This window comes from Sporosarcina sp. P1 (genome assembly GCF_002743155.1).
GTDB lineage: Bacteria > Bacillota > Bacilli > Bacillales_A > Planococcaceae > Sporosarcina > Sporosarcina ureae_B.
Map to the genome: position 1 here is coordinate 36,575 of NZ_PDYS01000001.1, position 14,244 is coordinate 50,818.

The window sequence follows — 14,244 nt, forward strand, 5'->3', positions numbered from 1 at the left end:
GCACTGCGCATACTATAATACAAAAGGGATATCTCCATGGAGATATCCCTTTTGGTATTATATCTTGAAATTCAGTTTGATGATGCCGGCTTCTCTAGCTGTATTAAAGAGTATGACGAGCAATGGTCCGATGAAGAAACCGAGGATGCCGAAAAGTTTCAACCCGATGAACATCGCAATCAAAGTAGGTAATGGAGACAAACCGATTTGGGAACCCATTACTTTTGGTTCGATAGTTCTTCTGATAACTAAAAGTATTACAGCTAATATCGCTAATTTTGTACCCATTGCGATATCGCCTGAAATATATTGATAGATCGACCAAGGCGCGAGAATAATAATAGAGCCTAGTATCGGGATGACATCAATAATCCATATTACCAACGCCATCACTACTGCATATTTAGGTATGATCATCAATAAGCCGATAAAGGAAACGACTAGAATAATTAAACTGACAAGCAATTGAGCTTTGACGAACCCTACTACGACAAAACGTAATCTGTTCATCATATAGTGTACTTTTTCCGCAGTGGCTTCTGTTAAATGAAAATAAAAAGTTTTTTTCAAGTTTGGTAATTCCAACATGAACAAAAATAATGCGATCATGAACACAATAAAGCTAACAAGGAAATTGGGTATATCCGAAATTAAAGCTAAAATGCGATCATAACTAAAAAGTGTAATGATTGAAATTCGAATGGATTCGATAATTTCATTGAATTCGTTTTCTAGCATAGCCAAAATATCTTCGGGCATGCCTACCGTGTACTGAAATAGCTTGCTTTGAGTGTCAATCCATACACTGGAAAGAGAATTTAAGTAATTCGGAATCTCTTTTGTAAAATGAACTATTTTTCCGATGAGTGTAGTGACGGTATAGAAAAGGACAAGTACAATGATTCCAACAAATACGATAAAATTCACAATGACAGAAACTTTACGCTTCCATTTAAATCGTATTTCTACCCATTTAACAAGAGGATCTAAGAAAAGCGCCGTTAGCAAAGCCAAAATAATAGGGATGGAAACGGGTAAAATGAAGAATATAATAACCAATAGTACAATGACACTGAATGCAATCATGATATTTCTTTTTGTGAGCAATTTCAAAAGTGATCGTCCTCCACGTAGATACTGTTTTTATTATAACCAAATTAGTGGAGTAATAGTAGAAAAAGCCGAAGAACATTTAGCTCTCCGGCTTTTTCCTATCATTACAAACTATATTGCTTTAACTCGTCATATACTTTCTTTAACGTTAGTTCGCAGTCCTTAACTAAGCTAGCAGGGAAGTTTTCTTCTTCGCCGTACTCTACGCCGTGTGGGTAGTAGTGCTTTCCTAGAACGGGTTGCTTTAGACGAACTGTTGCTTTTCTGCCATCGATGTCGCCTTCAACAAGTTCACCAAAAACGCGCAAGTAGTATGTACCTTCTTTAACAATATACTTCTTATCGAATGTTACACGCTCATAATCCCATTGCCCATCAATCTCAAGATTATTTTTATTCATAATTTCTTCCATTACTCGTAAATCTGCTACAAGGCCTTTAAGGCCAATATTTTCAACATACATCTGTATATCCCCCTCTATGTTCATCCTGACGAATACGTATACTATTATATCATAAAACAAATCGTTTTTAGTTGCAATGACAACATTGTGTCAACGCTTTCTTTCCTGACTCATATAGGTGACTATAGTGTGTGTCTTCTGTACAATATAAGAAAGTTACCATTTTAGAATAGTTGTTCATCTTGAATAAGTATTCAATGCAAAATGATTTCTTGCAATACGTAATACTATTATAGGAGTAACATATAAAGAGTGGAAAGGAAGATAACATGTGGAGAGTAGGATGGAAGATTCTTGTTTTGCTTTTGATTGTAATGGGAGTCTTTTATTTCATGACTGATAAAACAAGTGAAAATCTGCCCCTAGAGTCACCAGTACAACATGGCTCACCGATTGCCGTCCCTGAAAAAGGTCCATCGATCGGCGGAGAAGGTATGCCGAGACCTGATGAAGGTATGTCAGTACTTGTTGGGCAGAAAATCAACAAGCTAGAAGAACAATTTGGTAAACCCTCTAGAATTGAACCATCGAGTTTTCAGTACGAATGGTGGGTATATACACAAGAACCGCGTTTCATGGCAGGGGTTTTGAATGGGAAAGTGAACCAAATATATACGGCTGATCATATGGCAGATATAGCCCCCTTTAAAATCGGACAGAATATACAGGAGATTCATCGCTTTACGCCGATTGAATCCGAGATTGACGTGAAGATTAATGAAAACATTTATACATTTTCATTAAATAGTGAAGATATTAAAAATCGTCTTCTTATACCATATGAGAATTTATTTGTACAATTATATATCGATCAAGAAGATGGCGGGATTGAAGGTGTACGGTTCATCAGTCCGACTACTTTGGTGAAACATCAGCCTTATGACATGACCTATCTTGGAGAAATGATGGAAGCACCGAAGCCTTCATCAACTGTTCAGACTGAAGTGGACCGCGCAATGGAGCGACAGACGTTTGAATTGACCAACCAATTACGTGAAGAGCATCAACTGCCACTTTTATCATATAACGATAAACTGGCCACACTTTCGAGAAAGCATAGCCAGGAAATGATATTCCGTAAATATAGTTCTCATGATGAAGGACCAGTGGAAATGTTTGCTGAGCGTTTAAAAGATGTTGGACTAACTCCAAACAAAGCAGGCGAGAACATAGCGTTTAATTATATTGATGCTATTGAAACTGTACATGGTTGGCTAAACTCTCCAAAACACCGGGATGTCTTACTAGATCCGAATTTCACGCATACCGGCATTGGCGTTTATAATAAATACTATACCCAGTCATTTATAGCAAAGCCTGAATCAGAAAACTCCATACATGACGACTAAGGAAGAATCCATGTACCTTCCTCATTTGATGCGATGCCTCGTATATGAAGAGGCATCGCTTTTTGTTTTGCATACACCGCTGCTTTTTCTTGAATAACGGGTCGATTACATTTTAGTAACGGAAGGAATTCATCGAATGTGAGTCGATCAAATCGTTTATAGTCGGAAGTAGTATGAGGATCTGCTGACATGACACCTGGTACATCTTTGAAAAACTCTACATGCTGAGCTTGTAATGCAGAGGCTAGTGCGATCGCCGTCAAATCACTGCCACCTCTACCGAGAGTCATAAACTTCCCTTGTATATTCATTCCTTGAAAACCAGGCACGATGATACATGAGTGAGTTTGAAGTGTATTGACAATATGTGTACTGTTAATTTTATCAATCGTTGCATTACAGAAATCTCCCGATGTGCGAATGCCTGTATTTTGTCCATAGACAATCGTATTGTCTATACCTTCCGTGGATAATTCCGCAGATAATACAGCTGCAGCGATTAATTCGCCACATGCTGCGGCCAAGTCTCTGGCTTCGCCAGATTTCGAGAAGGAGTCCGTCAGGGTAAGCAAATCGTCTGTGGAATAGGCGTCGCCTTTTCTACCCATTGCAGAAACTACAACGATGACGGCACGATATTTCGACAATGCTTGTCGAATATGCTGAATACACTTGGTACGTTGTTGATTCTGCATGGCAATTCCGCCGAACTTCTGGATAATCATAGAATCCCAACTTTCTTCGTGACATTCTTCTTATGCCTTTCATAGAATACTTTATGCTTCGTTTCATTATATTCTCTGGAGAATAAAAGGTTCGGGAAGGGGCGGGAGACCTTGCTTTTATCTGAATTACTAAAGGATTGGCCATGCACTATTTTACAGGGCTCAATTCGACGGGCAATCGATGGGATCACGGAATCTTCAAAGAGGGTCAAGAAGAATTATGTATTTGTAGCAAAGAAAGGAGTTATGACAGATGGAATGACATTTATTGAAGAAGCGATTTCAAATGGAGCAAACACGTTGGTAATCGATCGAGAAAACATAGATCTAACACGCATACCAGCAAACATTACGATCGTTCTGATTCCCGATAGTTCGCTTTTTATTTCATATGGAAGTGCGAAGTTTTCAGATAACCCAGCTGAAGAATTACGCATCATTGGCATTACGGGGACGAACGGTAAAACTACAGTCAGTCATTTTATCGGGCAATTATTAAAAGAACTCGGACATAAAACAGCTGTTATCGGAACGACAGGTCTTTATATTGACGGTAAGCTAACAGAGCCGATTCGAAATTCTATGACGACGATGCCAGCTGAGCAATTACATCCTATTTTACGTAGGTGTATTAAGCAACAAGTCACCCATATTGTTCTTGAGGCATCTTCAATTGGGCTGTTCAAGAATCGTTTAGCACACTGCCCGTTAACTGTTGGTGTGTTTTTGAATATTGGAATGGATCACTATGTAGAACATGGAGGTAGACAGCCATACATCGATGCCAAAAAACTACTTATTCCATTAGCTGATCAGCTTGTAATTAATGAAGATGACGAGACATGTCGTGCTATAGGGGAGGAATTATCCAAACCACCCATTTATTTCAGCAGTCGACATATTAACGGCAAACCACAACAAAAAGTGCTACTTGCTAATTTAGGTCATCACAATGAAATGAATGCAAGAGCGGCTATAGGAGCCCTCATGGCGCTTGGATATTCATTACGCGTCATAAAGCCTCATTTGCATGCTTTGCGCCTTCCAACTGGGCGACTGGAGAAATATGAAGAAGCGGGTATTGAAGTGTATGTAGATTATGCGCACACACCAGACGCCTTACAAGCGGTATTGGAAGCCTTGTCTGAGTCCTCCAAACGGCTGATTACTGTATTTGGATGTGGAGGAGAAAGAGACCGTGACAAGCGTCCACAAATGGGTGCAGTTGCTGCTCACTACAGTTCACATGTGATTTTGACTTCTGATAATCCAAGAACAGAAGATCCGTCACAAATTATTGTGGACATTTTGGGGGGCATGGTGGGTTTTACAACCCCTATCGAAATCTTCATCGATCGGCACCAGGCAATCCAATACGCTGTCACACAAGCGCAGCCAGGTGAGATTGTGCTCATTGCAGGGAAAGGACATGAACAAATACAGCAAATAGAGCATCAGACGATACACTTTTGCGATATGGAAGAAGTGAAAAAAACGTTTAGTAGGAGAAATACCAAAAAGTAAAAGTCTTAATGGATAGTCGAGGAAGCAGTTTTTTGTTATGATAGTGGTGATAGGAGGTGCGGCAATTGGTAATGATGACAGATGAGTGGATGCGAGTCATCGATATGGCGGAAGAACTTTCCGAGATGCTGCTGTGTTCTGAAGTGGTGAAAACCTATCAAGACGCACATAACCGTGTATATTCAAACGCTGATCTGCGAAAAAAGATCATGGATTTCACTAAAATGAAAGAACAATATGAGGATGTACAGCGTTTTGGGCGCTATCATCCAGATTACAAAGTAATTATGAAGGAAATTCGAGTTCAAAAGCGCGAACTGGATTTACAAGATGAAGTGGCTGCATTGCGTCTGGCTGAAAATGACGTACAGGATCTGTTGGACGAAATTGGTATCTTGATTGGCCAGTCCGTTTCAGAAGCTGTGAAAGTACCAGCAGGTGATGGGACATTCTCTAACAGCTCTTGCGGTAGCGGTTGTGGTTCAGGTGGCAGCTGTTCTTGTTCAGCGTAAATTTATTTCATAAGAATGAGTAACCCCCTGCAAAAACTGCAGGGGGTTACTTTATAGATATAATTAGTGTCCGAGGAGAAAGTAAACATTAAAGTGGCGTTTTGAGCGCAAGCATGTCCACGGTAAGCCTTATAGTCACTTTAGTGCTCATTGAAGAACGTCAACAATTGTTTTGGGTAACATGTTATAAAACCATCGACGTCCAATTTAGCTAGTTTTGGAAGTTCATCTGTCTCATTCAACGCATAAAATACAGTTATATTGAGATCTTGTAAAAAGCGGACGAAGCCTTCTGAAGCGAGTGGGAACACACCAAGTTTTTCGGGCAGGCAGAATAGATCTGCATTCGGCCGGTACAGATGACCAAATTTGCTCGTAAAAGCGACATAAGCTTTTTTTATTTCTTCACTTCCTGCACCTAAGGCAACAGAATTCTGAGCATATAGATTAAATCGATCAATTTGTTCATCGTATAGACTTGTTACTACAACACGTTCAGTAGCATCTACCTCTTTTAGTAGTCGCCACAATTTGGAAGGGATTAAACTTCCTTCATACGTTGTAGGGCAATCATTCATAGAGATGACAAGTAATAATTGGGGGAACTTTTCCAACAGTTCACGTAATGATACAACTGATACATCTCCATGCAAAGTATCAAGATCATGGGCGTTATTATATTTTGTCAAGATTTCATCTACTGTATAATCGGCTATTTCATTGGAAGGCAAAAGTTCCTGGTTAGGCACTAATAAAATATCTTCATCTTTCGTGAGTTGTATATCGACCGCGAATCCGTGAACACCTAAATCAGCCATCTTGGTATAAGCGGTAAGTGGGTCAACTTCTGTATTTTGGCACAGTTGCGCGTCAGTTAAAATAGCTACTTCCGAGAAATGGAGCGCTTTCTTTTCGGCTCGGGGTTCTGGTTTTGCTATTACTTTTGAAGCCGCCCATGCAGCTACACTTGCAGCTCCCACAGTTAATGCAACGTTTGTTTTCCTTCCCAATCTAAAACCTCCTCAATAATATAGTCAGTTATCACTTTTTTGTTGAGCTGATGTTTATACTTCAACTGAACAGAAAATACTTGTATCTAGTCGCCTTGTAAAAGTAAAGACAGATTGGAATCAGATAAATGTCTTCTTAAGTGTAACCTATTCCAGAGAAGGTGTGCAAACAAAGATTGGGGACTGGTCTGGTCTCCCATATATCTACGCAAACATTTCATATGCAAGGTTGCAGGACTTTTCTCACCTATGGTATTGTATGAAGTAAGAAAGAGGGGGAGAATCATGATTGATCGACAAGGCATAATTGTCTATCTCCATCATTTAAAACAAGCAAAATCATTGCGCAAATTTGGGCATGTTCATTATATTTCCAAACGAATGAAATACGTTGTGCTTTACTGTGATATGGAAGACGTGGAAACGACAATCACTAAGTTGGAGCGTTTGTCGGCTGTACGGAAAGTATTGCCTTCACAACGTCCCTTTGTTAGCACGATATATGAAAATGCAAAGCCCGATAAAGCAAAAGAATATGATTATAAAACAGGATTGTGACTTGCTGCCGCTTATTAATTTAGCGGCGGCAACAAGTGGTTTAAGCGTAAGACGCCTGTAATGTATTGGTAAAATAACTCATTTTCAGCAAATTCAGTTGAATGTTTTATTTCAATTCTGACGGGCTTTTTATTTAGCGACTCTGCATGCTCAACAAACAGGTCATAACGTTTCGATGGTTTGTCTGCAGAATAACGTATTCCTTCTCTGCAAATATAGATCGGCATGAAATGAGTGTTTTCATTTGCAGGAGTAAAGGAAACGGCTAATGATAATTGTTCATTAGAATGATGTTTCGATGAAAAAATATAGGACTTATGAATTCTGTGGGAGTTTGTAGACATTATTTCGAGTAATTCGTAGATGTCGCTATAGCCTTCCCCTAGTTCGATAAAACGTTGTTGGATCATAATCAAGCGCTTCCTTTCAGGCGATTAGTAATGGTTCGTGTCCATCATACCATGTGATGAGGTGTTGTACGTTGAAAGTTATTATAAGGATTTTATTTCTTTTGGCGGCAGTAAACGGTGGGCTCGTTTATTTGCATTACAGCCAATCGGTCAATGCAAATGGAGAAGGCGCGAATTCAGGTACGTATCGTCAGGAAATTGAGGTTGTCAATCGAGCGGATGGATTGTACATTCGTCACCACTTTTATAACTTGTCGGAAGGTAGACATGAGATTATCTGGCCGGAAGGAAGTGTGGAGCGCGGATGCGAAGCAGAGGACTCTTCTGCATGCGCTCGACTGAATGATTCCAGTGTAGCATTTGAAGAAGGCGGACGTGATCAACAATCCATTCGTTATAAACTACCGAAAAAAACACCGCTGACGGAGCGTAAATTATTTAAGGAGCCATTTGTGTTTCTTCAGGATGCAAAACCCCTGACGACGGTTCTTCACGTGACTGATGAGCAAGGTATTGGCGGCATGTGGGTGTCGGGATTGGAACGTGTAGGAAAGGCAAATAAAGAGCGTATTACCTATCGTTTGTATCGTGGCGTAGGATTTGTTAATGAGCTGTATTGGCAGAAACAGGATGTGCCACTAGCATACTCTTCAAATAAGTTGACAATCTTTGGTGAAGGCATCGATAAAAAGTATAATGACCAACTGGTTAATATGTTAGAAGCTATCGGTGGGAATCATGTCAGTGTAGTGTTAGCTTCCAGTAATCAGTCGCTGAATGCGGAACGCTTTATTATAGATAAAACAGATAATATGTCGCAAGTCATAAATCAAGTAGCCAGAATGAGTGTCCAGTCACGTTTCACTTTACAAGCGGACGAGCCATCGATGAGCAGTATGATTGCATCTATACTTGCAGATGATCCAGTAGGAACAAAAGCGGAACAAAAAGTATTTATTCGTTTGAAAGAATCCATCTCAGCAGAGCAATTTCGACAATTTCGTCAAAACATCCAAGAGAAAATAGACAAAAAAATTTCTTCATCCGATTTGGATAGAGCGTTATCCAAGATACTAGCATTTGACACTCACTATTTTCATCAGACGATGAAAGAGCAGCGATATAACTATCCATTCCTTTTATTTGATCCACGGCCTGTATTGCTTGATGGAGAAGAAGTTCCAGAAGTGAAGATAATAGTACAGGATGGTAAAAGTTTTTACCCAGCAGAAGAATTATTGTCAAAAATGGGTTATTCAATTCGTACAAACGAGCAATCGATTTATATTGACAGTCCAAATCGCAGCTATCGTTTTTCTAAAGTACAACCTTTCTACATTATGAATAATAGCAAATATGATTACACGGAAAAGCCCTATATCTTAATCAATAAAACATTATACTTTGATGAAAATTGGTTGCGACGAATCTTCTTGGTGTTAATTGATAAGTCGGATGAAACCATTTCTATCGAACAAATTGAAAAGTTAATAAAGGAGATGGAAAAAGAATGAGAGTCATTTCCGGTTCGAGAAAAGGGATGTCTTTGAAATCCTTACCCGGCACATCGACGCGACCGACATCAGACAAGGTAAAAGAGTCTATTTTCAACAAAATCGGTCCTTATTTCGATGGGGGCACTGTTGTCGAGTTATTTGGCGGCAGTGGCTCTATTGCGATTGAGGCGCTATCAAGAGGGATGGAACAGGCCATTGTCTTTGAAAAGAATCCAAAAGCATGCGCTATAATCAAAATAAATGCAGAAAAGTGCCGAATGGAAGAATGTCTGTGGATTGAAAAAAAAGATGCACGACAGGCAGCTACGATTCTTAAGCTGAAAGAAGTCTCTATTGATCTACTATTTGTGGATCCTCCCTACGCAACGGTCGAATACTATGATGTAATTAAAGACGTAATAGCACAAGGGTTGGTAGCGGATGATGCAACCATCATTTGTGAACATGATAAACATATAGATTTGCCCGATCATTATGATACATATAGTCAAATCAGTTCCACTATTTATGGAAGTACTGCTATTACGATTTACAAGAAAAGAGGCTGACGGCATGACACAAATTGCAATCGTACCAGGAAGTTTCGACCCGGTCACGAATGGACATTTAGATATTATAGAAAGAGCAGCAAAAACTTTCCAAGAAGTGCATGTTGCCGTAATGAATAACTCTTCCAAAAAACCCTTGTTTACAGTGGAGGAGCGTGTTGCTCTTATTCAGGAAGCTATATCGAAGTATGACAATGTCAAGATTGATACTTCTTCAGGGCTGTTGATTGATTATGCGCAAGAAGTTAACGCATCCGTCATTGTTCGTGGTTTACGCGCAATTTCGGATTTCGAGTATGAAATGCAAATTACGTCGATGAACCGAGTACTGGATGAGAGTATTGAAACGTTCTTTGTGATGACAAAGAGTCAGTATTCGTTCCTCAGCTCAAGTATCGTCAAAGAAGTGGCACGTTACGGTGGAGATGTCTCCACGCTCGTACCACCCCATGTCAATGTAGCTCTAACGAGAAAGTTCGAAAAATAAGGATACGTAATTAAAAAATGATAAAAGGATGACCTTTAGAGGCATCCTTTTTTGCATAGTATTACGTTTATCAGCGAATACTTTACATGGCACTCCATCAGTTTTTGATTACTCACTCAATAAATCCAAATGAATAATACAGGGACAAGTAACAGGTTCCAGCCCCTTGCAATCACATAAGGCAGTATACGTATACCAGCGCTTTTAGCGATTGTCATGACCTGCATATGAATGCTCATACCATTGATCGAAAGAATGGCCGCGATGAGCATCGGATAAATCGCATCTCCAGCAAAATGCTCGGTAGCAGACTGGACACCAGAAGTCATCTCGAACACGGCAAGCAATAAAGTTTTGGTAACTCCCATATCCACAGTAATTACGGAAGATATGGAATGCGAAAGCACATTGCCTAGAGAAGAGAAGAAAATGACTGTAGTCGCGACTAACAATATAACGGATGAACTGTCTTTAATAGAGCGCAACAAAGGAGATGTTTTATGTTGTTGTTGGGGGATGGACGGGACAGCTGTTTGCTGATATCGGCTTCCCACAAGTGACATGGCCAATACGAAAAATACGATATTAGCTAAATGAATGGCAATCAACAACTTCCAACCACTTGTCGTGCTGCCGAATAATTCGTTGCCAACAAAGCCAATAATGAACATAGGTCCTGGTGCATGACAGGATGCGACCAGCAAACTACTTTCAGCTGCAGAGATCTCTCCATTCTTTTTCATTTCACTAACGGTCACGGCCCCTACCGGGAAGCCTCCAAATGAACCAAGCACATAAGCCTTTATGTAACGGCTCCATTGACTGGTGCCCCGCTTGCTAGGCATTTTCAATAGCCACTGCGTTAAAATAATATAGGGTAGCAAATAGGGTAGTAACGCATGAGTGAATAATTGGGCTCCCGAAACGGCTCCTTCATGAGCAACATCTGGTTGCAAAATAAATAAAATAATTAGCGCCCAGATGAAGAGTACGTTACTCATTGTTCGATACGGCAGGATCATAAATAAAAAGCATCTGTCGCACTCCTTCCTAATTTTTGAAATACAATAAAATCTACCGTAATATATATGTAGTATTCGTACAGGCTATTAATGGAGGTGAGCTTTTATGAAAATGCGTAAATGGGGAATAGCGGCGGTCATCCTACTAATGATAGCTGTTTTAGTACTTTACCCGTTGGATATGTATATTTCTCGACCAGGCGGAGCCTATGATTTGGCACCCCTCGTAGAAGTGATAGGCGGAGATACTGACGACGTAGGAACATTTAGTTTGATGACAATTGCAATTGGCAAGGCAACACCTGTAACGTACGCTTGGTCAAAGGTTTCAGATAAAATGAAGTTAATGCCGGCTACACAAGTAAGAAGGCATGGGGAAAGTGATGCAGAGTATGGAGTGCGTCAGAAAAAATTGATGGCTGATTCGAAAATACATGCCATATCGGTAGCGTTTGAGAAGGCAGGATTGCCGATTACCAGAAAATTCACGGGCGTCTTTGTAGCGGGTGTGTTACCCGCAGGAGCGTCAGCAGGAAAACTCGAAGTAGGGGACATCATTCAATCGATTGATCAACTAAAGCTCGCTTCCGCAGAAGAATTTATGCAAGAATTTGGTGATATGCATGAAGGTCAAAAAGTACATTTGCAAGTAGAACGTGGAAAACAGAAGTTGGATGTTCCGGTAGAATTAAAAGTACTTCCGGAGACGGACGGACGAGTAGGTTTAGGAATAGAGTTTGAAGAGCAGATTAAATTAGAAACAGAGCCAAAGGTGGATATACGTACAGAGGAAATCGGTGGGCCTTCAGCGGGTTTGATGTTCACACTGGAATTGATGAACCGACTAGTGGATGTCGATTTAACAAAGGGGTATAATATCGCAGGAACTGGCGAGATGCTTGAAGATGGGTCAGTAGGACGAATTGGAGGAATAGATTTTAAAATCATGGCAGCTGATCGTCAAGATATGGAGATATTTTTCGCGCCCGACGATGAATTACCGGAGGAAGTGAAAAAGAAGAATCCGCAGCTTCTCTCAAATTATGAAGAAGCGAAAGCAACTGCGGATAAAATCGGTACAAAAATGAAAGTTGTACCGGTCAAAACGATCGATGATGCATTAAGTTATTTGGAAAAACTAGAGGAAAAGTAAAGTGTCACAGTAATATGGGCGGTGTTTTAAAATCGAGACCTGGCTCTCGTTGAATACCACACATATAAATATCCGTACTTTTAATATCCATTAGAAGTGATGGGTCCTTGTGAGAACCTACTCGGCTTATAACTGGCAAAGTCACTTCTTTTTTCACTGTGCGCAAATAACTTCTTCCGTCTTCAGACATACCGAGTAGTCGTAAATAAGATGGACTGGTGATTTGTGCGCGGATTGATTTTCGATAACCGGTCAAAATATGTACTAGCATTCGTTGTATTCGTGTCCATGTGTAACGTTTAGATTTGACGGCTTGCATAAATTCTTGAAATGTAGCATGTCCTTTTGCAGCGCGCCATAGAGAAAATTCAATACCTTCCGTGATATCTGCAATGGATGCCAATTGTTCAGGCCCTTCACGAAGAATCATGTATCGAAGAAATGGGTAGAGATGATCCCAGCTTTGATGAGGCTGTTGATGAAGAAGCTCATAGGAAGATGAAGGCATGAAAGGTTGAACGTGCGCGACATCGGTCGCAAACAATTCTTTGCGTATTCCTGTTGCGCTGGCGATAGACTCTACAGGTAATACTTCATCATGATAATGTGTTCCTTTTCGCTCGAGCGTGACAGCAATCATGTTCGATTGAATTTCTTTTATGGCTTGCATATAATGAAATCCTAGAATGTTATTTGGTTCTGATAAATCAGCGAGTGGTTTTTCAGTGGCGCGTGAAATTGCTTCATATGCAATTCGCAAGGCATTCGGATAACTGATCCCTTCTTGCATGGAACTCTTTATGGTTTTTTCATAAAGTTCATGATGTGTATTCATTGTGTCTAAACTATTTATAAATGGCTCGATGTGACCTTCTTCACTACCGAAGCAAATGTTCTTGCATTGAAGTGCGTCGAGGATGTGGACGGCTCCTTTAGCGAATTGAGGAGCATGGGCTGTAGAAAAAGCATAAGGTAACTCAATGACTAGGTCTGCACCACTAGCAAGGGCCATGCGCGCTCGTGTCCATTTATCGACAATCGCTGGTTCACCGCGTTGAAGAAAATGTCCACTCATCACAGCGATTATCACATCTGCACGCGTTAGTCTTTTAGCTTCATTGAGATGGAACAAATGGCCGTTATGAAAGGGATTATATTCGACGACAATACCAGTAGCTATCAATGAAATCCTCCTCTGTACTTGCGTATAATGAATTATACCGTTAAACTTGATAAGGTGACAAGAAAATATCTTGACATCCCTTATTTAAAATACTATAATCAACATTGTTGTCTTGAGGTGATAGACATGAAATGGTCCATTCATCAATTACGGAAACATAGGCAAGGCCCGCTACTGTTTGACGAAGCAGTGAATTTGGATTCTGTGAAAAATCGGAATGAAGAAATTAGGGCAATTCAGCCTGTTCGAGTAAGTGGAACATGTACAATTGGTGAGAAAAAGTTAACATGCCAGCTTCGGCTAGAAGGTTCAATGATTTTGCCTTGTGCACGTACGTGGGAAGACGTCGATTATCCATTCTCCATTGAAACAGTTGAGCAATTCAGCTGGGACGAGGAGACACTTCAGACGGATGATGAAATTCATCCGGTTGATGAGGAAATAATTGATTTTACTCCTGTATTGGAAGAACTAATTTTGCTTGAAATCCCGATGCAAGTATTCTGTGAAAATGCAGATGAGATGCAACAGGTGGAAGGTAAAGGTTGGTCCTATACAACCGATGAAGAATTGGAAGCGCAACGACAAGAAGCAGGAGAAAAAGTGGATCCTCGCTTAGCGGGATTGGCTAATTTTTTTGAAACCGATAAAGAGTAAACCCTTATAAGG

General features: G+C 40.2%; 16 protein-coding genes. 9 read left to right on the top strand and 7 right to left on the bottom strand.

The genetic code is table 11. The annotated features are described in order from the left end of the window. Positions 1-57: 57 nt before the first annotated feature. Complete coding sequence (ytvI, locus tag CSV73_RS00195) at positions 58-1,113, bottom strand: sporulation integral membrane protein YtvI (protein WP_085133139.1); 1,056 nt, start codon at positions 1,111-1,113, stop codon at positions 58-60. A gap of 104 nt (positions 1,114-1,217) precedes the next feature. Next, positions 1,218-1,577 carry a YugN family protein gene (locus tag CSV73_RS00200; protein ID WP_029052401.1) on the bottom strand — a complete coding sequence of 120 codons (360 nt, stop codon included), beginning with the start codon at positions 1,575-1,577 and terminating at the stop codon, positions 1,218-1,220. A 332-nt stretch (positions 1,578-1,909) separates the two neighbouring features. On the opposite strand from CSV73_RS00200, the gene CSV73_RS00205 reads away from it, so the two are divergent. After that, positions 1,910-2,926, top strand: a complete 1,017-nt coding sequence (locus CSV73_RS00205) for a CAP domain-containing protein (RefSeq protein ID WP_158232253.1) — start codon at positions 1,910-1,912, stop codon at positions 2,924-2,926. On the opposite strand, the gene CSV73_RS00210 is transcribed toward CSV73_RS00205, so the two are convergent. Then, positions 2,923-3,651 carry an amino acid kinase family protein gene (locus tag CSV73_RS00210; RefSeq protein WP_099626324.1) on the bottom strand — a complete coding sequence of 243 codons (729 nt, stop codon included), beginning with the start codon at positions 3,649-3,651 and terminating at the stop codon, positions 2,923-2,925. The genes CSV73_RS00205 and CSV73_RS00210 overlap by 4 nt on opposite strands. Positions 3,652-3,762: 111 nt before the next feature. Between CSV73_RS00210 and CSV73_RS00215 the strand changes: the two genes are divergently transcribed. Then, positions 3,763-5,175, top strand: coding sequence for a UDP-N-acetylmuramoyl-L-alanyl-D-glutamate--2,6-diaminopimelate ligase (locus CSV73_RS00215; RefSeq protein WP_158232254.1), 1,413 nt, complete (start codon positions 3,763-3,765; stop codon positions 5,173-5,175). Positions 5,176-5,246: 71 nt separating this feature from the next. Next, positions 5,247-5,687: a YlbF/YmcA family competence regulator gene (locus tag CSV73_RS00220; protein ID WP_085133660.1), complete on the top strand. Its 441-nt coding sequence runs from the start codon at positions 5,247-5,249 to the stop codon at positions 5,685-5,687. A 140-nt stretch (positions 5,688-5,827) separates the two neighbouring features. On the opposite strand, the gene CSV73_RS00225 is transcribed toward CSV73_RS00220, so the two are convergent. Next, positions 5,828-6,697 carry a glycerophosphodiester phosphodiesterase gene (locus CSV73_RS00225; RefSeq protein ID WP_085133143.1) on the bottom strand — a complete coding sequence of 290 codons (870 nt, stop codon included), beginning with the start codon at positions 6,695-6,697 and terminating at the stop codon, positions 5,828-5,830. 285 nt (positions 6,698-6,982) lie between these two features. On the opposite strand from CSV73_RS00225, the gene CSV73_RS00230 reads away from it, so the two are divergent. Next, on the top strand, positions 6,983-7,255 hold the full coding sequence (locus CSV73_RS00230) for a YlbG family protein (protein ID WP_029052395.1): 273 nt from the start codon (positions 6,983-6,985) through the stop codon (positions 7,253-7,255). Between the two features lie 14 nt (positions 7,256-7,269). Here CSV73_RS00230 and CSV73_RS00235 read toward each other — a convergent pair whose 3' ends face one another. Further along, positions 7,270-7,665, bottom strand: coding sequence for a DUF7147 family protein (locus CSV73_RS00235; protein WP_085133144.1), 396 nt, complete (start codon positions 7,663-7,665; stop codon positions 7,270-7,272). A 71-nt stretch (positions 7,666-7,736) separates the two neighbouring features. Here CSV73_RS00235 and CSV73_RS00240 point away from each other — a divergent pair, with 71 nt between their 5' ends. Genes CSV73_RS00240 through coaD form a run of 3 tightly spaced genes read left to right on the top strand, consistent with a single transcriptional unit; the run spans position 7,737 to position 10,217 of the window. Beyond that, positions 7,737-9,179: a hypothetical protein gene (locus CSV73_RS00240; RefSeq protein WP_099626325.1), complete on the top strand. Its 1,443-nt coding sequence runs from the start codon at positions 7,737-7,739 to the stop codon at positions 9,177-9,179. Further along, positions 9,176-9,730: a 16S rRNA (guanine(966)-N(2))-methyltransferase RsmD gene (gene rsmD, locus CSV73_RS00245; RefSeq protein ID WP_099626326.1), complete on the top strand. Its 555-nt coding sequence runs from the start codon at positions 9,176-9,178 to the stop codon at positions 9,728-9,730. Before CSV73_RS00240 ends, rsmD begins: the two co-directional genes overlap by 4 nt. A gap of 4 nt (positions 9,731-9,734) precedes the next feature. Next, a complete protein-coding gene (gene coaD / locus CSV73_RS00250; protein WP_085133147.1) occupies positions 9,735-10,217 on the top strand; it encodes a pantetheine-phosphate adenylyltransferase in 483 nt (160 codons plus the stop codon). A gap of 116 nt (positions 10,218-10,333) precedes the next feature. On the opposite strand, the gene CSV73_RS00255 is transcribed toward coaD, so the two are convergent. Then, entirely contained in the window at positions 10,334-11,218 is an 885-nt protein-coding gene (locus tag CSV73_RS00255; protein WP_143560922.1) for a hypothetical protein, read from the bottom strand. A 127-nt stretch (positions 11,219-11,345) separates the two neighbouring features. On the opposite strand from CSV73_RS00255, the gene CSV73_RS00260 reads away from it, so the two are divergent. Then, complete coding sequence (locus CSV73_RS00260) at positions 11,346-12,392, top strand: SepM family pheromone-processing serine protease (RefSeq protein WP_099626327.1); 1,047 nt, start codon at positions 11,346-11,348, stop codon at positions 12,390-12,392. A gap of 4 nt (positions 12,393-12,396) precedes the next feature. Here CSV73_RS00260 and CSV73_RS00265 read toward each other — a convergent pair whose 3' ends face one another. Continuing rightward, a complete protein-coding gene (locus CSV73_RS00265) occupies positions 12,397-13,575 on the bottom strand; it encodes a nucleotidyltransferase (RefSeq protein ID WP_099626328.1) in 1,179 nt (392 codons plus the stop codon). Between the two features lie 126 nt (positions 13,576-13,701). On the opposite strand from CSV73_RS00265, the gene CSV73_RS00270 reads away from it, so the two are divergent. Beyond that, the gene (locus tag CSV73_RS00270; RefSeq protein ID WP_085133151.1) at positions 13,702-14,232 is read left to right on the top strand and encodes a YceD family protein; all 531 of its coding nucleotides are present in this window, start codon (positions 13,702-13,704) and stop codon (positions 14,230-14,232) included. Positions 14,233-14,244: the final 12 nt, after the last annotated feature.

Excerpts from the sequence above, each read along its gene's own strand:
- coaD (WP_085133147.1), top strand. The coding sequence starts at position 9,735 with ATGACACAAATTGCAATCGTACCAGGAAGTTTCGACCCGGTCACGAAT.
- rsmD (WP_099626326.1), top strand. The coding sequence starts at position 9,176 with ATGAGAGTCATTTCCGGTTCGAGAAAAGGGATGTCTTTGAAATCCTTA.
- CSV73_RS00260 (WP_099626327.1), top strand. The coding sequence starts at position 11,346 with ATGAAAATGCGTAAATGGGGAATAGCGGCGGTCATCCTACTAATGATA.
- CSV73_RS00230 (WP_029052395.1), top strand. The coding sequence starts at position 6,983 with ATGATTGATCGACAAGGCATAATTGTCTATCTCCATCATTTAAAACAA.
- CSV73_RS00220 (WP_085133660.1), top strand. The coding sequence starts at position 5,247 with ATGATGACAGATGAGTGGATGCGAGTCATCGATATGGCGGAAGAACTT.
- CSV73_RS00270 (WP_085133151.1), top strand. The coding sequence starts at position 13,702 with ATGAAATGGTCCATTCATCAATTACGGAAACATAGGCAAGGCCCGCTA.
- CSV73_RS00210 (WP_099626324.1), bottom strand. The coding sequence starts at position 3,651 with ATGATTATCCAGAAGTTCGGCGGAATTGCCATGCAGAATCAACAACGT.
- CSV73_RS00205 (WP_158232253.1), top strand. The coding sequence starts at position 1,910 with ATGACTGATAAAACAAGTGAAAATCTGCCCCTAGAGTCACCAGTACAA.
- CSV73_RS00235 (WP_085133144.1), bottom strand. The coding sequence starts at position 7,665 with ATGATCCAACAACGTTTTATCGAACTAGGGGAAGGCTATAGCGACATC.
- CSV73_RS00200 (WP_029052401.1), bottom strand. The coding sequence starts at position 1,577 with ATGTATGTTGAAAATATTGGCCTTAAAGGCCTTGTAGCAGATTTACGA.
- CSV73_RS00255 (WP_143560922.1), bottom strand. The coding sequence starts at position 11,218 with ATGAGTAACGTACTCTTCATCTGGGCGCTAATTATTTTATTTATTTTG.